General features: G+C 73.4%; 17 protein-coding genes, 1 rRNA gene and 1 pseudogene. 3 read left to right on the top strand and 16 right to left on the bottom strand.

Translation table 11 applies throughout. The annotated features are described in order from the left end of the window. Positions 1-2: 2 nt before the first annotated feature. The 10 genes and pseudogenes from ACGFK0_RS15540 to ACGFK0_RS15585 all read right to left on the bottom strand — a co-directional run bounded on the left by ACGFK0_RS15540 (position 3) and on the right by ACGFK0_RS15585 (position 11552). Positions 3-1022: a TerC family protein gene (locus tag ACGFK0_RS15540; protein ID WP_392905072.1), complete on the bottom strand. Its 1020-nt coding sequence runs from the start codon at positions 1020-1022 to the stop codon at positions 3-5. 252 nt (positions 1023-1274) lie between these two features. Continuing rightward, positions 1275-2459, bottom strand: coding sequence for a glycosyltransferase (locus ACGFK0_RS15545; protein WP_392905153.1), 1185 nt, complete (start codon positions 2457-2459; stop codon positions 1275-1277). 91 nt (positions 2460-2550) lie between these two features. Then, positions 2551-4167 (bottom strand): murein biosynthesis integral membrane protein MurJ, encoded by a 1617-nt coding sequence (gene murJ / locus ACGFK0_RS15550; protein WP_392905074.1) that lies wholly within the window; start codon positions 4165-4167, stop codon positions 2551-2553. A 34-nt stretch (positions 4168-4201) separates the two neighbouring features. Continuing rightward, on the bottom strand, positions 4202-5203 hold the full coding sequence (locus tag ACGFK0_RS15555) for a hypothetical protein (RefSeq protein ID WP_392905076.1): 1002 nt from the start codon (positions 5201-5203) through the stop codon (positions 4202-4204). 4 nt (positions 5204-5207) lie between these two features. Then, positions 5208-6164, bottom strand: a complete 957-nt coding sequence (locus tag ACGFK0_RS15560) for a copper transporter (RefSeq protein ID WP_392905078.1) — start codon at positions 6162-6164, stop codon at positions 5208-5210. Further along, a complete protein-coding gene (gene steA / locus ACGFK0_RS15565; RefSeq protein ID WP_392905080.1) occupies positions 6161-7399 on the bottom strand; it encodes a putative cytokinetic ring protein SteA in 1239 nt (412 codons plus the stop codon). Before steA ends, ACGFK0_RS15560 begins: the two co-directional genes overlap by 4 nt. A 104-nt stretch (positions 7400-7503) precedes the next feature. Next, positions 7504-9210, bottom strand: a complete 1707-nt coding sequence (recN, locus tag ACGFK0_RS15570; RefSeq protein WP_392905155.1) for a DNA repair protein RecN — start codon at positions 9208-9210, stop codon at positions 7504-7506. A 211-nt stretch (positions 9211-9421) separates the two neighbouring features. Beyond that, positions 9422-10309, bottom strand: a pseudogene (locus tag ACGFK0_RS15575) (NAD kinase); the annotation flags it as partial. A 113-nt stretch (positions 10310-10422) separates the two neighbouring features. After that, positions 10423-11226, bottom strand: a complete 804-nt coding sequence (locus tag ACGFK0_RS15580; RefSeq protein WP_392905083.1) for a TlyA family RNA methyltransferase — start codon at positions 11224-11226, stop codon at positions 10423-10425. Continuing rightward, the gene (locus ACGFK0_RS15585) at positions 11223-11552 is read right to left on the bottom strand and encodes a hypothetical protein (RefSeq protein ID WP_392905085.1); all 330 of its coding nucleotides are present in this window, start codon (positions 11550-11552) and stop codon (positions 11223-11225) included. Before ACGFK0_RS15585 ends, ACGFK0_RS15580 begins: the two co-directional genes overlap by 4 nt. 111 nt (positions 11553-11663) lie before the next feature. Here ACGFK0_RS15585 and ACGFK0_RS15590 point away from each other — a divergent pair, with 111 nt between their 5' ends. Beyond that, positions 11664-12005, top strand: a complete 342-nt coding sequence (locus ACGFK0_RS15590; RefSeq protein WP_392905088.1) for an SCP2 sterol-binding domain-containing protein — start codon at positions 11664-11666, stop codon at positions 12003-12005. On the opposite strand, the gene ACGFK0_RS15595 is transcribed toward ACGFK0_RS15590, so the two are convergent. The 3 genes from ACGFK0_RS15595 to ACGFK0_RS15605 form a co-directional block, all read right to left on the bottom strand. Continuing rightward, the gene (locus ACGFK0_RS15595) at positions 12006-13079 is read right to left on the bottom strand and encodes a glycerophosphodiester phosphodiesterase family protein (protein ID WP_392905090.1); all 1074 of its coding nucleotides are present in this window, start codon (positions 13077-13079) and stop codon (positions 12006-12008) included. A 127-nt stretch (positions 13080-13206) separates the two neighbouring features. Then, positions 13207-14208: an HAD-IIA family hydrolase gene (locus tag ACGFK0_RS15600; protein WP_392905157.1), complete on the bottom strand. Its 1002-nt coding sequence runs from the start codon at positions 14206-14208 to the stop codon at positions 13207-13209. 71 nt (positions 14209-14279) lie between these two features. Continuing rightward, the gene (locus tag ACGFK0_RS15605; RefSeq protein WP_392905093.1) at positions 14280-14711 is read right to left on the bottom strand and encodes a tetratricopeptide repeat protein; all 432 of its coding nucleotides are present in this window, start codon (positions 14709-14711) and stop codon (positions 14280-14282) included. A gap of 99 nt (positions 14712-14810) precedes the next feature. Between ACGFK0_RS15605 and ACGFK0_RS15610 the strand changes: the two genes are divergently transcribed. Together ACGFK0_RS15610 and ACGFK0_RS15615 are read left to right on the top strand one after the other, a co-directional pair. Then, positions 14811-16193 (top strand): DUF1015 family protein, encoded by a 1383-nt coding sequence (locus tag ACGFK0_RS15610; RefSeq protein WP_392905095.1) that lies wholly within the window; start codon positions 14811-14813, stop codon positions 16191-16193. Positions 16194-16238: 45 nt separating this feature from the next. Then, positions 16239-17177 (top strand): MBL fold metallo-hydrolase, encoded by a 939-nt coding sequence (locus ACGFK0_RS15615; RefSeq protein ID WP_392905097.1) that lies wholly within the window; start codon positions 16239-16241, stop codon positions 17175-17177. A 24-nt stretch (positions 17178-17201) separates the two neighbouring features. Here ACGFK0_RS15615 and ACGFK0_RS15620 read toward each other — a convergent pair whose 3' ends face one another. The 3 genes from ACGFK0_RS15620 to rrf all read right to left on the bottom strand — a co-directional run. Next, entirely contained in the window at positions 17202-18368 is a 1167-nt protein-coding gene (locus tag ACGFK0_RS15620; protein WP_392905099.1) for an alkaline phosphatase PhoX, read from the bottom strand. Between the two features lie 105 nt (positions 18369-18473). Further along, positions 18474-19565 (bottom strand): hypothetical protein, encoded by a 1092-nt coding sequence (locus tag ACGFK0_RS15625; RefSeq protein WP_392905102.1) that lies wholly within the window; start codon positions 19563-19565, stop codon positions 18474-18476. A gap of 1168 nt (positions 19566-20733) precedes the next feature. Further along, positions 20734-20821 (bottom strand): 5S ribosomal RNA (rrf, locus tag ACGFK0_RS15630); the annotation flags it as partial.

The raw sequence follows: 20821 nt of genomic DNA on the forward strand, positions 1-20821 counted from the left end.
ACTCAACCTTTGCGCGTCTGCGCGGCGTCCGCGTCAGACACCTGCCCGTCCGCGGGCATCTCGCGGGACGCCGCCCTGCCGACGGCCCTGCGGCCGGCGGCCAGGCTGGCGACGGTGGTCGCGAACAGCGTCCCCGCGATCACCGCCAGGGACAGCCAGATCGGGATCTCGGGCGCCCACGCGACACCGTACTCGTGCATCGCGTGGAAGATCAGCTTGGCCCCGATGAAGCCGAGGATGAACGCCAGCCCGTGCGCGAGGTAGACGAGCCGGTCGGTGAGCCCGCCGAGCAGGAAGAACAGCTGGACCAGGCCCATCAGCGCGAACGCGTTGGCGGTGAACACCAGGTACGGCTCGGTCGTCAGCCCGAAGATCGCGGGAATGGAGTCCAGCGCGAACAGCACGTCGGTGGACCCGATGGCGATCATGACGATGGCCAGCGGGGTGACCAGGCGCCGGCCGTGCCGCCGGACGACGAACCGGTTCCCTTCGTACGCGTCGGACGTCGGAATGACCCGCTTGGCCCACCGCAGCAGGACGTTCTCCTTGAACTCCTCCTCCTCGTCGCCGCCGCGGACCAGCCCGATCGCCGTCCAGATGAGGAACGCGCCGAAGATGAAGAAGACCCACGTGAACGTCGAGATGGCGGCGGCGCCGACCGCGATGAAGATGCCGCGCAGCACCAGCGCGATGACGATGCCCGCCATCAGCACCGTGTGCTGGGCCTGCCTCGGCACGGCGAACCGGGTCAGGATCACCATGAACACGAAGAGGTTGTCGACGCTGAGGCTCTTCTCGGTGACGAAGCCGCCGAAGTACTCGCCCGCGTACCGCGCGCCGGAGAAGATCCACACGCCGATGCCGAACAGCACGGCGAGGCCGATGTAGACCGACGACCAGAACGCGGCCCTGCGGGTGGTGAACTCCCGCGTGTCGTTCCTGTGGATCAGGAACAGGTCGGCGGCGATGACGGCGAGGATCCCTGCGATGGTCAGGGCCCACACCAAGGGTGAGACGGACAACGTGAACACCTCCAGCGGACACGAACGAGCGCTGGAGGTCTCTCCCGCCCCGGACGAGCGAGGGCCGCGGAACCCGGGCAGGTATGGACCGGCCGTATTGACGGGAACCGTGCGCGGGGATACTCCCCTCCACTGCCTCCTTCAACGCGGGCCCCATCAGGGCGGTTCCCTCCGCGCGAACTTTTTCCAGCCCTTTCTCGAACCTGACCGCCGGAAACCGCGTCCAAGGCGCCGTCACCCGCGCCTTCCGGCTCAGCGGCGGGTGCCCGCCAGTTCGCGGTACAGGCCGGCGAGCTGGTCGACGGCGTCGTCCTCGTCCGGCAGCAGGGCCGATCGCTGCGCGGCGGCCGACCCGAGCCGCGCGGCCAGGGCCGGATCGTCGAGGACGCGGCTCACCGCGCGTTCCAGGGCACCCGCGTCGCCCGGGGGCACCAGCAGCGCGGCCTCGCTCTCGGGGCCGTGCAGCAGCGGGCCCGCCGCGCCGCCGTCCGCCGGCCGTTCCTCCGCGCCGACCATGCCGGGGATGCCTCCGACGCGGGTGGCGATGAGCGGCCGGCCCGCCCGCAGGATCTCCTGCACGATCAGCGGCTGCCCCTCCCACACGCTCGGCACGACCGCCACGTCGCAGGCGGCCAGCAGCCCGGCGACGTCCGAGCGGCGTCCCAGCAGCCGGACGGGCAGTTCCTCGGCCTCGACGCGGGCGCGCAGCCCGTCCTCGAGCGGGCCGTCACCGACGATCGCGACGAGGGGCGGCGGCGTCCGGCCGGCCCAGTCCCGCGCCGCGTCCAGCAGTGTCGGCAGGCCCTTCTGCTCGGCGAGCCGCCCCACCGTGATGATCAGCGGCCGCTCCCCTGCGCCCAGCTCGGCGCGCAGGTCGGCGCGGACGGCCGGGCCCGGCAGGGCCTGCGGCGCGGGCGCCGGGACGATCGCGTGCCCCACCGACCGGGCGCCGAGGGCCCGCATCCGCTCCTCCAGGTCGGGTGAGACGCCGAGGACGCGGGCGGCGCCGCGCGCCACGACGCGTTCCAGCGTCCCGTAGACGGCGGCCGTCCGCCCGCCGGCGATGACGGCGTTGTGCAGGGTGACGACCAGCGGCGGCCCGCCCCGCGAGAACCGCAGCGGCCCCGGCGCGACCCGCGCGCACGCCGCGACGGCGAGGGCACCGGCGCGCAGCCCGTGGGCGTGGACGACGTCGGCGCCGCGCAGCAGCGAGCGGAGCCGGGCGACGGCCTTGGCGTCGCTCACCGGGCGGGGCCGGTCGGCGAGATCGACCTCGGCGAAACGCACGCCGCCGCCGGTGAACCCGAACAGCTCCTCGGTGGACGCGGGCCCGCACACCAGCACCTGGGCGCCGCGTCCGGCCAGGCCGACGGCGACCGACCCGACATGCCGCCCGACGCCGCCTGCGCTGGTGCCGAGGACCAGCGCGACGCGCAGCCCGTCGAGAACAAGCGCGGAGCGTTCGGGGGGGCTGGGAGCCCGCCCCCAGACGGAGCGGGGATCCTTCCTCTCCGGCATTGCCGGGTTCTCAGACATTGCGGGTGACCTTCCGGCTGAGGACGGCCCGCAGATCCCGGCCGTCGATCACGAATGCGATGAACAGGAAAACCGCGCCGGCGACCAGCGCCGCGAGCACTCCGGCGCCGACGCTGCGCAGTTCCCCGCCCGTTCCGAGCAGCGCGGCCGTCGCGTACCCGGCGGCGGCGCCCGCGGCTGCGCCCGCCAGCCCGGCGGCCAGGGCGCGCGGTATCCCGGCCACGGACGCGGCGCCCCTGGCGCGGACGAGCGTCCCCAGCAGCAGCGCGCCGGCGACGGTCATCCCGGTCGCGTTGCCGACGCCGAGCGCCGCGACCACCCACGCCGGGTCGACCGTCAGCACCAGCGCGACGTCGGCGGCCATCACGACCAGCCAGCCCGCCACGACCGCCGCGGCGCCCATCCGGCCCCGGTGGCAGGCGAACAGGACGCGCCCGAGATGCGCGACGAGCCCGTATCCGATCAGCCCGGGCGCGAACGCGAGCACCGCGCGGGACAGCACGTCCTGCTGGTCGGGAAGCCCCGGGTTGAACATCGCCGCGACGGGCGCGGCGACCGCGGCCAGCACGGCGGCCCCCGCGCACGACACCAGCACGACCGCGCGGGTGGTGGACGCGGTGACCTGGTCGAACCGCTCCTGCTCCCCCGCGCTGATCCGCGCCGACAGCGCCGGGAACGCGCTGGTCGCGATCGGCACCACCAGGATCGCCCACGGCAGCAGGTAGATCGCCCACGCGTACTGGTAGTTGGCGAGCGCGCCGCCCGTGCCCTCGTAGCTGAGCCGCACCACCAGCAGCGCCGACAGCTGCTGCGCGGCGACCGTGGCGAGCCCGGCGAGCGCGAGCCGCCGCACCCGCCGCGCCACCCCGTCCGGGAAACGCAGCGTCGGCCGCAGCCGGAGCCTCAGCCGCCACGCCGCGATCCCGGCGGTCGCCGCCATCGCGACACCGCCGAGCGTCGTCCCCACCGACAGCGTCAGCTCCGCGTCCAGCGGCAGGCCCGCCAGGTCGTTCTCGTGGCCGCGGCCGAGCGGCGCGTACGCGATGTAGGCGCCGATCACCACCAGGCTGGACATCAGCGGGGCCAGCGCCGGCGCGACGAACCGGCGGTGCGACTGCAGCAGCCCGTACAGGACGACCGCCACCCCGTACATCACCATCTGCGCCGACATCACGGTGAGCATCGAGGAACCGACGTCCACGATCCCGTCGCGGGTGCAGCCCTTCAGGTCGCCGCCGACCAGCAGCTCCATGACCGGGCGGGAGCCCAGCGCCATCAGCGCCGACAGCGGCACCATCAGGACCACGATCCAGGTCAGCAGCGCCGACCCGATCCGGCGGACCTCCTCGCGGTCACCGCGCTCGGCGGCCCCGGCCAGCACCGGCACGACCATGGCGGTCAGGGCGCCGCCCGCGACGATCTCGTAGACGATGAACGGGAACTGCGTCGATGTGAAGTACGCCTGGCTGAGACACGACGTCGTGACCGTCTGGGAGAAGGCGTAGGTGCGCCCGAACCCGGCCAGCCGCGCCAGGACGGTGATGACCGCGATGACGACGGCGGCGCCGGCGAGGCCGCCGGTGAGGCGGCGAAGATGTGACGGTGGCACGCTCGTGTGGTTCTGCGGGGGGTGTCCGGCCGGCCTACGCGGGACCGGCGGTGACGCCGTCGCCCGCCGACCCCGGCTGCGGCGGGACGGACGTGCGGAACGCGTCCCGCACGTCGGGCTTCTCCGCCGCGCCGGGGGACGCGGGTGCGGGCACGGTCGCGGCCACCGGGCGGCGGCCGAGCATGTCGAGCCGGTTCAGCACCGGGTTGCCCGCGATGACCTTGGTGAAGCTGACGAACTCGCTGGCGGCGTTCAGCCCGGCCAGCCCGGCCAGCACGGCCAGGCGCGGGCGGCGGCCGAGCCGGGTGGCGGCCAGGCCGAGCAGCGCGCCGAGCGCGTTGGAGCCGGTGTCGCCGAGCATCGCGCGTTCGGCGAGGTCCTCGGGCAGCAGCGCGGCGGCGGCGCCGAGCGGCGCGGCCACGACGGCGGACGACGGCCGCGCCAGCGCCAGCGGCGCACCGGTGATCACGCCGACCTTGATGGCGCGGCCCGGACGCAGGTCGAACAGGTTCATCAGGTTCGCGGACCCGGCGATGATCGCGCCGTTGACGAGGGCGTCGAACGCGCGGCCCGGCCGGGACGGGGCGGGCGACCCGGCGACGGCGGCGGCGGCCAGCCCGGTCGCGCCGATGCCGAGGATCTTCACGGCGCCGCTGGTGACCTCGCCGCGGGCCAGCGCGGTCAGGTGGCCCTTGAAACCGCGGGACGAGGCGGAGCCCGCCAGGTCGTCGTAGCCGCCCAGCAGCCCGGACCCGGCGCCCGCGAGTAGCGCGGCTGCGCGCATCCGGCCTTCCACGCCGGGCGCCAGCAGCCCGGCCGCGGCGGCGCCCGCGACGACCGCGGGCCCCTCCAGCAGCGTCACCGGCTCGCCGCGGTGGTTGGTGCGGCCCCACACCTCCTCGCCCGGCAGCCCGTTGAGGCCGGGGGGGTTGCGCGTCATCGCCGTGTAGGCGGCGCGTGCGGCGGCGGCGCCCAGGCCCGCACCGGCCAGCAGCCGTGCGGTCCGCGCCGAGCCGGAGGCGAAGCGTCGCTTCATCAGGTCACCCGTTCTTCCCCGCCGTGGGCGCGGGCGAGGGCAGGTAGCCGCTCACACCGGCACCCGTCCCGTACTGCCCGGACTTGCCGCCCATCTCGTTCTGCAGCGCCAGGATCGTCACGACCTGCCCCGAGGCGGTGTCCACCACGTCGACGGTGGAGACCGACTCCTCGGCGTCGGAGTCGCGCAGCGCCGCGATCAGCCCGCCCTCCTGCGCGGAGGTGGAGGGGCCACCGACGACCGTACCGCGCCCGGCGGCGTCGAGTGCGGTGGCCAGCGAGATCAGCGCCTTGTTGTCGTCACCGCCGCCGTCGTAGGCGTACGGGGTGGCGGGCCCGATCATCACGGCGAGCGTCGCGTGCTGCCCCGGCTTGCCGCTCGCGGTGATGTACCCGGCCTCCTTGAAGCCGTTCAGGACGGCGCCGCTGGCGGCGTCCTCACGGCCGGACTGGGTGGGGTCCTGGGTGACCAGGGCGTCCGCGAGGACCGCGCCCGCCTTCTCGTAGGCGCCCGCGTTCTCGGGGAACGTGACGTCGTCGGCCTTCAGTTGCGTGGCGAGTTCGTCGACGGTGATCCGCTGGTCGTCGTCCAGGAGCTTCTTCTGGATCGTGACGCGGCCGGTGACGGCGGCGCCCGCGTTCTTGGCCAGCTCGCTGACCTGCTCAATGCTGTCGTTGCCCGCGCCCGGCGTCTCGATCATCACGACGGACTGGTCCTTCAGCCGGTTCACGACGATCTGCGGCGCCAGCACGTTGGCGAACTGCTCCTGCCCGTTCACCTGCTGCTGCAGCTGCCGCTGCTGGTTGCGGGCCTGCTGGGCGGTCTTGGCGGCCTGGTTCGCCTGCTGCCGCAGGGTGTCGCTCACCGAGTCCGACAGCGTCGTGGAGCCCAGCACGATGCCGAGCGCCAGCGCCAGGAAGATCGCGACGATGGAGACGAGGTGGTATCGGAAATCGATCACGTGAAGAGTCCGGTCAGCCAGAAGACGAAGGCGTGCCAGCGGTCGGCGAGCAGGGGACTGATGACGTCCCCCGCCGGGGACATGGCGACGGCGGTGACGATGGCGATGAACGCGCCGAGGACGAGGAACAGCAGCGACCAGGTGGAGATCCGGCTGCGGTAGAGCCGGCTGACGCCCTTGGCGTCCACGAGCTTGCTGCCCACCCGGAGCCGCGTGAGGAACGTGGAGGCCATGCCGGCGCGGCCCTTGTCGAGGAACTCCACCATGTTGGCGTGCGTGCCGACCGCGACGATGAGCGTGGCGCCCTTCTCGTCGGCGAGCAGCATCGCGATGTCCTCGCTGGTGGCGGTGGCGGGGAACGTCACCGCCTCCTGGCCGAGGTCGTGCACCCGCTGCAGGCCGGGCGCGCGGCCGTCCCGGTAGGCGTGCACGACGATCTCGGCGCCGCACGTCAGCGCGTCGTCGGACACCGAGTCCATGTCCCCGACGATCATGTCGGGGCGGTAGCCGGCCTCCAGCAGCGCGTCGGCGCCGCCGTCCACCCCGATCAGGACGGGACGGTACTCGCGGATGTAGGGCCGCAGCGTCGCGATGTCCTCGCGGTAGTGGTAGCCGCGGACGACGATCAGCGCGTGCCGCCCATTGAGCTTCGTGGTGACCTCGGGGACGCCGACGCCGTCGATGAGCAGGTCGCGCTCGCGCTTGACGTACTCCATCGTGTTGGCGACGAACGCCTCCAGCTGGCTCGCGAGGCCCGCCTTCGCCTCGGTGAGCGCCGTCTCCACGGACTCGGCGGTCTGCTCGGTGCCCTTGGCGACGACGTCGTCGCCGCGGTGCACGGCGGGGCCCTCGACGCGGACCTGGTCGCCCTCCTGCAGCTTGGCGAAGATCTCCGGCCCGATGTCGTCGACCAGCGGGATGCCGGCCTGCAGCAGGATCTGCGGGCCGAGGTTCGGGTACCGGCCCGAGATGCTGGGCGCGACGTTGACGACGGCGCCGACCTGGCACGCCACCAGCGCCTCGGCGCTGACGCGGTCGAGATCGACATGGTCGATCACCGCGACCTCGCCGGGTTGCAGGCGCTTGGTCAGGTCCTTGGTGCGGCGGTCGAGCCGGACCGTGGCGCTGACCCCGGGCCGGCCGTCGTCGCGGCCGCGGCCGAGCGCGAGCACGCGCAGCGGCAGTTTCTGTGCCAGCCGGACGCGCCGCTCGGTGGTGGGTGACGGGTCGTTCATCACCGACCATCCTGCCAGAGCGCGGAGGCGATCGCCGGAAAGGACGACTGTCCAGGCGTGTCCGTTCGTGTACCCTCTGTAGCTTTTCGCGCGGTGGCGGGCTGTCACCGTTCTTCGGACGCCATGGCGAGGAGTTCTTCGGCGTGGGCGCGGCCGAGCTCGGAGTCCTCCAGGCCGGCGAGCATCCGCGACAGCTCCCGTACCCGCCCCTCCCTGTCCAGTGCGGTGACGCCGCTGCTGGTGACGGTGCCGTCGTCGGACTTCTCCACCAGGAGATGCTGGTCGGCGAACGCCGCGACCTGCGGCAGGTGCGTGACGACGATCACCTGGGCGTTGCGGGCCAGCCGCGCGAGCCGCCGCCCGATCTCCACCGCCGCCTTGCCTCCGACGCCCGCGTCGACCTCGTCGAACACGAACGTCGGCACCGGGTCGGCACCGGCGAACACGACCTCGATCGCCAGCATCACCCGGGACAGCTCACCGCCCGAGGCGCCCTTGTGCAGCGGCAGCGGGTTGGCGCCCGGATGCGGCGCGAGCCGCACCTCCACCTCGTCGAGGCCGTGGGGGCCGTAGTCCCCGGTCGGCGCGACGGTGACGATGACGCGGGCGTGCGGCATCGCCAGCGCGGTCAGCTCCTCGGTGACGGCGCCGGAGAACCGCTCGGCGGCGCGGGTGCGGACCTCGGTCAGCTCCCCCGCCTCCGCGGCGAGCCGCTCGGTCAGCTCCGCGTGCTCGGCCCGCAGCCCCTCGATGCGGTCGTCGTCGCCCTCCAGTTCCGTCAGCCGCGCCGCGGACCGCCGCGCCCACTCCAGGACCTCCGCGACCGTCGCGTCCGGGCCGCCGTACTTGCGGATCAGCCCGGTCAGCTCGGCCCGCCGCTCCTGGACGACCGCGAGCCGCGCCGGGTCGGCGTCCACCGACTCGGCGTAGGACGCGAGGTCGGTGCCGACGTCGGCGACCAGGTAGCCGGCCTCGGCGAGCCGGTCGGCGAGCGCCGCCAGCTCCGGGTCGTGCTCGCGGACGGCGTCCAGCGCGTTGCGTGCCTGGCCGAGCAGGTTCGTCACGTTCGCGGCCTCGAACGCGGCCGCCGCGTCGCCGAGCAGCGCCTCGTGGGCGGTGTCGGCGGCGCCGCGCAGCGCGTCGGCGTGCCCGAGCCGCTCCTCCTCGGCGGCGAGGTCGGTGTCCTCGCCGTCCTTCGGGTCGACCTTCTCGATCTCCTCCAGGCCGAAGCGGAGCACGTCCGCCTCCTGGGACCGCTCGCGCGCCCGCGTCGTCAGCTCCTCCAGCAGCGCGGTGACCTGCCGGTGCCGCTGGTACGCCTTGGTGTAGGCGCGCATCGGCTTGGTCAGCGCGCCGCCCGCGTAGCGGTCGAGGGCGCCGCGCTGGCGCGCCGACTGCAGCAGCCGCTGCTGGTCGGACTGCCCGTGCACGGCGACGAGATCGTCCGCGAGGTTGATCAGCACGTTCACCGGGACGGACCGCCCGCCGAGGAACGCGCGGGAGCGGCCCTCCGCCGACACCGACCGGGTGACGATCAGCGCGCCGTCGTCCAGTTCGCCTCCGGACTCCTCGACGCGTTCCACGACGCGGCCGCCCGGATCGACGACGATGCGCCCCTCCACGGTGGCGCGGTCGGCGCCGGGCCGGACCCGCTGCGGGTCGGCGCGGCCGCCGAACAGCAGCCCGAGGCTCGTGACCACCATCGTCTTGCCCGCCCCGGTCTCACCGGTCACGACGTTGAACCCCGGGGACAGATCGAGCACGGCCTCGTCGATCACTCCGAGGCCCTGAATCCGCACCTCATCGACCATCGGGCGCACCAGCGTCACAACCCTCCGCAAACAGATCCCGGATCAGCGCCTGTGGAGATTATCCCCTCTCCTCGCCGGGCGCTTCCCCGTCCGGCGCCGCGGGACCGCCGCGGCGGAGCACGCCCGGCCCCGGATGGCCGACGATGCCGCCCGCCGCCGGGGCGTCCCCGACCTGCGAATCCTGCAGCGGAGGGGACGGGCGCGCGGGCTGGCGGACCCGGCCCCGCCAGCCCGTCACGGGAAGCCCGAACTTCGTGACCAGCCGGTCGGTGAACGGGGTGAGGTGCAGCCGCGCCAGCCTCACCGGCTCGGCGCCGCGCCTGACCTCCACCCGCGCGCCCGGGGGCAGGTCGAGGGTGCGGCGGCCGTCGCACCACAGGACGGCGCGGGGCGTGCCGGGCAGCACCTCCACCGCCACCGACGAGCGCGGCGACACCACCAGCGGCCGCGCGAACAGCGAATGCGCGCTGATCGGCACGACCAGCATCGCCTCGACCTCCGGCCACACCACCGGCCCGCCGGCCGAGAACGCGTACGCGGTGGATCCGGTCGGTGTGGCGCACACCACGCCGTCGCAGCCCCAGTTCGACAGCGGCCGGCCGTCGATCTCGGCGACGACCTCCAGCATCCGCTCCCGCTCGCCCTTCTCGATGCTCGCCTCGTTCAGCGCCCACGTCGTGCCCATGACCGTGCCGTTGCGGCGCGCGGTGACGTCGATCGTCATGCGCTCCTCGACGTCGTAGCGGCGGGTCACGACGCGGTCGACGGTGGCGGCGAGGTCCTCCCGCTCGGCCTCGGCGAGGAACCCGACATGGCCGAGGTTCACGCCGAGCAGCGCCGTGCCGGACGTGCGGGTCAGGTCGGCGGCGCGCAGCAGCGTCCCGTCCCCGCCGAGGACCATGACGACCTCGGCGCCGTCGGCCGCCGCCGCCGTGCTGGGCATGACGTCGACGCCCGAGGCGCCGATCGCCGCGGCCTCGTCGTCCAGGACCCGCACGCAGATCCCGGCCTCGCTGAGCCGCTCGATGACCAGCTGGGCGCTGCGGACCGCCTCGGGACGCCCCGTGTGCGCCACGACCAGCACCGACCTTTTGCTCATGCTCTCGCCCCACTCCCCGACGCGCTACCGCGTACAGACGTCTGGACGAACATCCCCGTGGGGGACGTTCCCGGTTCGGACGCCTTCTGTACGGGCCCGTGAAGCGGCGCCGATCACTGCGGGCCCTCCGATATGGCCGTGGCCAGGTCGGCCTCGTCCAACGGCGGGGCACCTGCACGCAGCCACAAGAAATATTCCACGTTCCCCGACGGGCCCGGCAGCGGGCTGGCCGCCACGCCCCGGACGCCGAGGCCCAGCGTCGCCGCGTGCCCGGCCACGCCCCGGACCGCCTCGGCGCGCAGCTCGGGGTCGCGCACCACACCGCCCGCGCCGACCCTGTCCTTTCCGACCTCGAACTGCGGCTTCACCATGACCGCGTAATCGGCGCCCGGTGCCGCGCACGCCTGCACCGGCGCGAGGACGAGCTTGAGGGAGATGAACGACAGATCGCCGACGACCAGGCCGGGAGGCGTGCCGCCGAGCATCCCGGGCTCCAGTTCGCGGATGTTCACCCGCTCCATGACGGTGACCCGTTCGTCCGTCCGCAATGACCACGCGATCTGCCCGTACCCGACGTCCACCGCGTACACGTGCGCGGCGCCCGCCCGCAGCAGCACGTCGGTGAACCCGCCGGTCGAGGCGCCCGCGTCCAGGCACACGCGGCCCTCGACCTCCAGGCCGCCGAACGCCTCCAGGGCGCCGGCGAGCTTGTGGCCGCCGCGCGAGACGTACTCGGGGCCGCGGGCGGCCTCCGCCACGACGATCGCGGCACCGGTCTCCACCTGCGTCGCCGGCTTCGCCGCGGTCTGCCCGCCGACCCGCACCCGCTGGTCGCCGATGAGCTGCCCGGCGTGCTCGCGCGACCGGGCCAGCCCCCGCCGCACGAGCTCCGCGTCCAGACGCCGCCTGGTGCTCACGGGCGGGGGCGGAGGGCGTCGGGAAAGGCGGGGCGGGGCTGCCCGGGCCGCTCGTCCTGGCCGTCCTGGCCGTTCTGGCCTTCCTGGCCGTCCTGGTCGGCGGAGGCGAGGAGCTCCTGGAGCCGCTGGTGGACGTCCTCGTAGATCTCCACGTGCTCGGAGACGGGCCGCGCGCCCAGCTCGGCCAGGCGGGCCACGGCGGCGTCCACGCGCGGGTCGCCGGTGGGGTCGGGTGGCGGGACGGCGGGGATCTCCGGCTCGTCCGGGGCCGGAACCACCTGCGCGGCCGGGGACTCCGGCACCTGCGCGGCCTCGTCGGACATCACGTTTACCTCCCAGTAGGCCCTGAGCGCCCGCGACGAGTCGCCTCCGGCTCATCCTGAACGCTACCGTCCCTGAACGACATCGTTGTCGCAGGAACGGGGAACGGCCTGACCATGGCGAACGAGGAGGACTGCCGGGCGGCGCTCGGCCGTGTCGCGGCGCGCCTGGAGGACGTGGACGGCGACCGGTTCGCCGAGCACGTGGTCGAGCGGACGATCAGCTGCCTGATCCCGGATCTCGGGGTGGCCTACCGCACCCGTCTCCACGGGGGCGGCCTCGACCCGTTCGAGCCGGACGACGACCCGGGCGCGGCCCAGGTCCGGCTCACCATGGACAGCGACGACCTCGTCGCGATGGCCCACGATGAGCTGAACCCGGCCAAGGCGTGGGCCGCGGGACGCCTCAAGATCGAGGCGAGCATCTTCGACCTGCTCCGCCTGCGCAGGCTTCTCTGATCAGCGCTCCCGGTAGGCCCTGGGCAGCCTGAGGCGGCGCTCGGCCATGACGGCCCGGAGCCGGTCGGGGCGGTCGGTGATGAGTCCGTCCACGCCGTCGTCGATGAGCTTGTTCATGGTCGGCTCGTCGTCCACCGTCCAGGGGACGATCTTCAGGCCGAGCCGGTGCGCCCGGTCCATCATCGCCTTCGTCACGTACGGGCGGTAACCGGGATCGGTGACCTTGCCGTTCTGCGGGAACCCGTGCACCGGGGAGAACGCCGACGCGCCGAACGACTTGACGGCCGTGAGCGGGTCACCGCCGAAGTCGTCGATGTCGATGCCGCCCAGCCAGGGCGACCTGCCCGGCTGCCCCGTCTGCAGGAAGTCGTAGTTGGTCAGCGCGACGAGGGGAAGCCGGCGCTCGACCTGCCGCATGCGCATCAGCGCGCCCCAGTCGAAGCTCTGGATCGTCACCTGCCGCAGCATCCGCGCCCGCCGGATCTCACGGACCGTGACCTGGACGAACTGCTCGCGCGGCGCGGTCTCCCTGGGTGCCCCGGCCTCGACCTTGGTCTCGATGTTCATCGTCACCCCGAACGCCCGGTACTTGCGGACGAGGCCGAAGACCTCGCTCAGCAGCGGCATCCGCTCGCCGGGCGCGGCCTTCTGCCCGGGGTGGGCGGGGAGGGTCAGGGAACCGCAGTCCAGGGTCCGCACCTGCTCAAGGGTGAGCGTGTTGACGTACTTCCCGACGTACGGGTACTCCGGGTCGTCCGGGCGGACGGGGCCGGTGTCCCGGCACTTGGCCTGGCTGACCCTGCGGTCGTGCGTGACGACCGCCTGCCCGTCCTCGGTGATCTGCACGTCCAGCTCCAGCGTGCTCACCCCGACCCGGAGGGCGTTGGCGAACGCGGGCAACGTGCTCTCCACCACCAGCCCGAGGCCGCCGCGGTGCGCCTGCAGGTCGAACGCGTGCTTGCCTCCCCGCCGGTCGGGGCCGTGCCGGTGCTCACCGGCCAGTACGGGCCCAGCCGTCCCCACGAGGACCCCGATGAGGCCCGTCACCACTGCCGTACGGCGCCAGCCGCTCATGGCTCACTTCCTTCCGTGTCCAGCGGAACCGCCGATGCGGTCCGGGGGACACGTTCGGGCAGCGGCGCGACGTCCCGGCGTTCGCACGATGATCGTCGGGCGAACTGCCGATGTCCCTCCGGGGGGGTCAGAGGGAGAGGGACTCCACGGCGCCCGTCAGGGATTCCGCGGGCGGCGGCGTGCCGGTCTCCCAGGCGGCGGACGCGAGGGCGCGCAGGCCGTCGTAGGGGTCTCCGGATCCGGTGAGCGTGAACGCGCCGCCGTCGCGGCGGGCCGTCCATCCGCCGCAGCGGTGGCCGCCGTCCGCGCGGACGGGCTCCGGGTGCGGGACGAGCAGGCCGGTCAAGTCGGGCGCCAGGTAGGTGGGACGCCGGCCGGGCGGGGCGGTGAGGGCCTCCAGGGGGCCGGTGACGCCGGTGAACACGAGGAGGCTGTCGGCGTCCCCGTTGTTGGCGCCCTCGATGTCGGTGTCGAGGCGGTCGCCGACCACGAGGGGGCGGCGGGCGCCGGTGCGCCGGACCGACTCCTGGTGCAGCGGCCGCTCGGGCTTGCCGGTGACGATCGGCTCGACGCCGGTGGCGGAGCTGATCACGCGGAGCAGGGACCCGTTGCCCGGGTGCGGGGGCCCGTCGCCGCCGGGGATGGTGAGGTCCCCGTTGGAGCCGACGAACAGGGCACCCATGCTGACGGCCTGCGCGCCCTCGGACAGCAGCCCGTATCCGATCTCCGGGTAGTAGCCCTGCGCGACGGCGGCGGGCCGTCCGGCCGCGGTGGACACCGGGCGGAGCCCGTGCGCGTACAGGGCGTGCCGCAGGCCCATGCCGCCCACGACGAGGACCTCCGACCCGGCGGGGAGCCGTTCGGCGAGCAGCCGCGCCGCGGCCTGCGCCGAGGTGACCACGTCCTCCTCGTCCGCCGGGACGCCCACGTCGGTGAGCAGCGCCGCGACCGCCGACGGTGTCCGGGAGGCGTTGTTGGTCACGAACGCCAGCCGCTGCCCCGCCGCGCGGGCCTTGGCGAGCGACTCCGCCGCCGCGGGGACGGGTCTGCTGCCGACGTAGACGACCCCGTCGAGATCCAGCAGGGCGACGTCGTACGCCTCGCTCAGGGGACGGTCGCTGCCTTTCATCGGGCTCCTCATGACCATGATCGTACGGGGATTGTTACCGGCCGGTAAAACGTGGTGCGGGGCGGCGCGGGTCAGCCGCGGGACGCGAGCGTGGCCCTGGCGTGCCGCAGCGCCTTCGCGTAGTCCTCGTTCTCGGGGCGCATGGCGGCGGCGAGCGCCAGATGCCGGGCCGCGCCCTCGAAGTCGCCCATCCGGCTCAGGCACAGCCCGAGACCGAACCGCGCGTAGTCCTCGGCGGGCTCCTCCTCGATGATCGACTGGAAGCTCTCGGCCGCGGCACCGAACCGCCGCGCCCCGAAAAGCGCGCGGGCGAGCGCCTCACGGATGCTGTGCGACCCCGGCTCGGCCTCGGCGGCCCTGGCCAGCAGCTGCACCGCGGCGGCGGAGCTGCCCGCCCGGAGCAGCTCCAGGCCCCGCGTGTACCACTCGTAGACCCCGCCCTCCGGCGAGGCGGCCTGATCTCCCGGGGAATCCTCCGGCCGCCCAGGTCCTTGATGACTCATGTGGACCTCCCTCGCAATCCGACCGTACCCGCGTCGACCGGACGATCCGCGGCACCAGGACGGCCCGCCCCGACCAGGTACGCCCGCCAGGTGATTAGCATGCCCAGGGTGGACGACGACCTCCCCTCCGACCTCCCCTCCGGCCTCACCCCGGAGGAGTTCAGCGCCGGGATCTTCGGGACGGCGGAGCCGCGGACGGGCCGCGGCCTGGAGCTGACCCCCTTCCGCGGCGTCCGGTTCGTCCCCGAGGTCGCCGGCGACCTCGCCTCCGTCACCATGCCCCCGTACGACCTGATCGACGAGGCGGCGGCCCTGCGGCTGCTGGCGGGCGGCGGGCACAACATCGTCCGGCTCAACCTGCCGCGCGCGGCCGGGGAGGGCTACGACGCCGCGGGTGACCGGCTGCGCCGCTGGCTGGACGAGGGCGCCCTCACGACCGACCCCGATCCCGCCCTGTACGTCTACGAGGCGTCCCGGGACGGGACGGTCCTGCAACGCGGCCTGATCGGTGCCGTGGGGCTGCGCGCGGAGTCCGACGGGGTCGTGCTGCCGCACGAGAACGTCTTCCCCGGGCCGGTCCGCGACCGGCTCGCGCTGATGACGGCCGCGAACGCCAACCTGGAGCCGATCTTCCTCGTCTACGAGGGCGGCGGGGACGGCGAACGCGCCGGCGACCCGGGCGGCGGCGACGCGGCGCGGATCGTCGACGACACGGCCGCAGGGAGGCCCCTGATGGAGTTCCGTGCGGACGACGGGCTCACCCACCGGCTGTGGCGCATCACCGACCCGGCGCTGCACGCTCGCGTGTCCGCCGACATCCATGGCAAGCAGGCGCTCATCGCGGACGGCCACCACCGCTACGCCACCTACCGCGCCCTTCAGGCACGCCACCACGCCGCCGGCGACGGCCCCGGGCCATGGGACGCCGGGCTGGCGCTGCTGGTGGACTCCACGCGCTATCCGCCCCATCTGGGCGCGATTCACCGTGTCCTGCCGGGCCTCCGTCCGGACGACGCCGTCGAACAGGCCCGTAAGGTCTTCCGCGTCACCGACTTCCGGGACGAGGCGGACGCGGTCGAAGCGCTCGCCGAAGTGCCCGGCCCCGCGTTCCTCCTCGGTGGGGACGAGTCGCTGCACCTCCTCACCGACCCCGATTCCGGTGCGCTGGCCCGCTCCATGCCGTCCGAGCATTCGCCGCGCTGGCAGGGGCTCGACACCGCCGTCCTCGACCATCTCCTCATCGGGAGCGTGTGGAACGTCCCCGAGAACGAGGACGCCATCGAGGTCGTGCACGACGACCCGTCCGCCGCCATCGCCCGCGCCCGGCGCACCGGCGGCACCGCCGTCATCCTGAACCCCCTCAAGGCCGAGGACGTCCTGGCCGTCGCGGGCGAGGGCGAGCGGGTTCCCCGCAAGTCGACCTCGTTCGGCCCCAAACCCCGCACCGGCCTCGTCCTGCGCGTCCTCGACCACGGCCGATGACGGGACGGGTGGCCCCCGGGGGCCGCCGGGGACGATGATCGGGGCATGGACACCACGACCACGATCACGCCGCTCGGCGGGGACGTCTACGAGATCGACACGCGGATGGCCGGATACAGCGGCATCACCGCCGGCTACCTGATCATGTCCGACCGGCCCTGCCTGGTGGAGCCGGGCACGTCCGGCTCCGCACCCGTCGTGCAGGGGGCCCTGCGGGAACTGGGCATCGGGCCCGGCGACCTGGCGAGCGTGGTCGTCACGCACATCCACCTGGACCACGCGGGCGGCGTCGGCGACATCGCCCGGATGTACCCGCAGGCGGAGGTCGTCGTCCATGAGAAGGGCGCACGGCACCTGGCGGACCCGTCGCGGCTCATGCGCAGCGCCCGCATGGTGTACGGCGACAGCCTCGACACCTTGTTCGGCGAACTGAAACCGACGGACGCGGCACGGATCCGGGCCGTCGAGGACACCGGCATCATCGACCTGGGCGGCGGGCGGCGGCTGGAGTCGCACTACTCCCCCGGCCACGCCAAACACCATGTCGGGCTGATGGACTCCCAGACCGGCGACCTCTACGTCGGCGACGCCGCCGGGATCTACATCCCCGAGACCGCCGACGTGAAGCCCGCGACGCCGCCGCCGGACTTCGACCTCGACACCGCGCTGGCCTCGCTCGGCAGGTTCCGGTCGCTCGGCCCGCAGCGGCTGCTGTTCGCGCACTACGGCCCCGTGACCGAGGTCGACGACACGCTGAAGCGGTCGGCCGAGGAACTGCGGATCTGGGTGGACGCCGTCCGCGACGCCAAGGACCAGGGCCTCGACCTCGACCACGCCGTGGCGGCGGTCGTCGACCGCACCAAGGACCGCTACGCCATCACGGGCGACGACGTCGACCCCGATCTGGCCGCCAAGTACGAGGTCCTCAACAGCGCCGAGAGCAACGTCGCCGGGATCATGCACTCCCTGGGCAGGCACGCCTGACCGGTTCCGGGCCGCCTGCGGGTCTCAGTGGCGGAAGGGGCCGGTCACCTCGAACGTGCAGCCGTCCGTCCCGGCGATGAACCCGCTCTTGCCGCGCTGGGACGAGAAGTACAGGCGCGACCCGTCCGGGCTGAACGCCGGGCCGGTGATCTCCGACTCGTCGTGCCCGACGACGCGCAGGAACGGAGTCACGATCCCGTCGGGGGTGATGAGGTTGATCTCCATGTTGTCGCCGTCCTCGGCGACGTACAGGTCACCGGACGACGTACCGGTCAGGTTGTCGACGTTGTGCAGGGGCGCCTCGCCGTTCGTGACGAGGTCGTCGTCGTAGGCGATGTCCAGCCGCTCGGCGGCCGCGTCGTACGCCCACACACGGCCGTCGCCCTTGGTGGTGAAGTAGCAGACGCCGTTCGTGTAGTAGCAGCCTTCGCCACCGTCGAAATGCATGGCCTCCGCCACCTGCTCACGCGTCGCGGTGAGCCAGTACTCGGGGTTGGGCACCTTCGCCCACCGGACGGGGCCCGTTCCGGAGCCGACCAGCACTTCGAGCGTCCCGGACGACAGGTCGCCCCACGTCCGCGGCAGGAACCGGTAGAAGCACCCGTCGGACTGGTCCTCGGTGAGGTAGACGACCTTCCGTTCGGGGTCGGACGCCGCGGCCTCGTGCTTGAACCGCCCCATCGCGGGACGGGCCACCGCCGAGTCCTCGCCGCGCGGGTCCGTCTCCCACACGAGCCCGAAGTCGTGCTCCTCGCACGACAGCCACGTGTTCCACGGCGTCGCACCGCCGGCGCAGTTGAGCGAGGTGCCGTTCAGGGTCCGGTAGGCGGACGTGACCTTGCCGGACGCGTCGAACCGCACGGCGGACACCCCACCGACGATCGGGACCTCCGAGTTGCTGACGTAGATCCAGCCGTCCCCGTCGGTGAAGCACGCGCCGCCGTCGGGCGCCGGATGCCAGGTGTGCCTCGTCCCCTCCACACGCTGAAGGGACCGCGCCACGATCCGGCTCGAGAATCCCTCCGGGAGCTGGAGCCCGTTGCCGTCCACGGCCTGAAGCGGACCGTACGGGCTGGGGCCGGGCTGCGCCGGCCCCGAGGCGAAGGCCTGCTGCCACAGGGCACCCGAGAAGGCGGTCGTACCACCCGCGACGGCGGCGGCACGCAGGAACATACGTCGGTTCAGGGGCATGATCACTCCAGGAGTCGATCACCACCGGACATCTCCGGCGGCCCCCCGAACGGCACGGTCCCGTGAATATCTGGCGAAACCTACCCGCCAGTCAAGTAGGACACGTCATTCCGAGGACGGCGGCTGCTCCTCCTCGGCCCGCTCCGGCTCCAGGAACACCACGGAAACGTCCGGCGCCCCGTCCCCGGGCGCCTCCGGTTCCTCGGGCCCGGCGGCCTTGAACTCGATGTCGGTCGCCGACACCTCCTCGGCGCCGGCCACGCCCCCTGCGGACCCGCCGTCCTCGGCGTCGACGCCCTCAGCCCCCGCATCCACCCGAACGGCGTCATCGGATTCGGCACCCTCAGGAACGGCGCTCTCCGCAACGCCCCCATCGGACTCGCCCCCATCGGCAGTGGCGACCTCAGGCGCGGCCTCCTGGGAAACGAGGTCCTCCGGAGCCGTGACCTCGGAAGCCACACCTTCGGCGACGACGCCTTCGGTTTCGTCGCCCTCGGTTTCGTGGTCCTCGGTGTCGACGATGTGCAGGCCTTCGAGCTCGGCGTACCGTTCGGCGGCGTCGGTGTCGCCGTCCCGGTCGGCCGCCGCGGCACGCGCGAACCAGTCGGACGCCTCGTCCTCCCGCCCGGCCTCCACCAACGCATCCGCGTAGGCGTAGAACAGCCTCGTCGACCACGGCCTGAGCCGCCTGTCGCGAAGCTCGGGGATCTGCAAGGTCACAACTGCCGCGTCAAGCTGCCCAAGGTCGCGGCGTACACCGGACTCGACGATGCGCAGCTCGACTCGGCCCATCGGGTCGAGGCTCTTCGCCTCAGGCGACTTGATCAGGTCCAGTGCGCGTTCGGAACGTCCGAGACCACGTTCGCAGTCGGCCATCACCGGCAGGTAGGACTCGTCGCCGGCGCTGAGCCGACGCGCGGCCCGCAGCTCCGCGAGCGCCTCCGACCATTCGCCCGCGTGGTAGGCCGCGATCCCGGCCGCCTCCCGCACGACTCCGACCCGCGACGCGAGCCGACGCGCGGCGCGCGCGTGCTTGTAGGCCCGCTCGGGCTCCTCCTCGGCCAGCCGACCCGCCATCACAAGATGCCGGGCGACCTTCGCGGCCAACTCCTTCGGCAGCGTGCGCAGTTCGGCCCGTGCCTCCTCGTCCAGCTCCTCGCCGGTGACGTCGTCCGGCAGGATCGGGTCGTCGTACACCGGCGCGGGACGCTCGCGCTCGTCCGAGTGTGTTCGCCGGTCCGGGCGGTCGCGGCGCGGCCCGGTAGGGCGTCCACCACCGTCCTGCGGGCGCCTCGGCCCGCCGCGTCCCTTGAAGGCCCGGTCACGATCTCCTGGGCGCCCTTCACGCTTGCCTTCGAACGGGCGTCCACCGGGCCGTCGCTCATCCCGTTTGCCGCGGTCGTCCCGTCTGCCACGGTCGTCGCGGTCCTGGAAACGGCGCTCCCCCTGGCCGCTACCGGTCTGGCGGCCGTTCGGTCGCCCCTCACGACGCGGGCCACCTCCCTCGCCGGGGCGAGAACCACGTGCTCCCGGGTAACGCCCCTCACGGCGCTCGCCACCCTGACCGCCACGAGGCGCACCGAAACGACCCTGCGGCCGCTCACCACGCGGCCCACCGGAACGACCCTCCGGCCGTCCCTCCCGGCGCTCACCGCCCTGACCACCACGAGGCGCACCGAAACGACCCTGCGGCCGCTCACCACGCGAACCACCCGGACCGCTTTCCCGACGACCCTCCGGCCGCCCCTCCCGGCGCTCGCCGCTCTGACCACCACGGGGCGCATTGAAGCGACCTTGCGGCCGCTCACCACGCGGCCCACCGGAACGACCTTCCGACCGTCCCTCCCGGCGCTCGCCGCTCTGACCGCCGCGAGGCGCATTGAAGCGACCTTCCCGGCGCTCTCCACGCGGCCCGCTGGGACGACCTTCCCGACGATCGTCAGAACGTCCCTCACGGGAGTCTGTTCGCCGGTCATCGGAGCGCTTGAACGGACGGCCGGGTTTCCGGTCATCGCGCTTACCACGCGCGTCCCGGTCCTTGTCCTTCCCGCCACCGGGACGGCCACGGCCACCCTGCTGCCCGCCGGCGCGAGGCGCTCCTCCACGAGGACCACCGCCTTGACGGCCACCGGAGCCACCCGGGCCGCCACGAGCGCCGCCCCCACGACGGGGAGGCGTGGTCCGCCTTCCGTCATCGCCCCGCCGCTCACGGTTGTCGCCGCTACGGCCGTCCTCTTCCGCGCTCATCACGTGTCCGTCACTGTTCTTGAAGGGTGGTTCCGTGGACTCTTGCAGCCTACTTTGCGGCCCCACGACATGCGTCGAGGGCCGCCCCAAAAATCGGGGCGACCCTCGACCAATATGAGTCCGGCGGTGTCCTACTCTCCCACACAGTCTCCCATGCAGTACCATCGGCGCTGAAGGGCTTAACTTCCGGGTTCGGGATGGGACCG

The sequence above is a fragment of the Spirillospora sp. NPDC048823 genome (genome assembly GCF_043198445.1).
Lineage (GTDB): Bacteria > Actinomycetota > Actinomycetes > Streptosporangiales > Streptosporangiaceae > Spirillospora.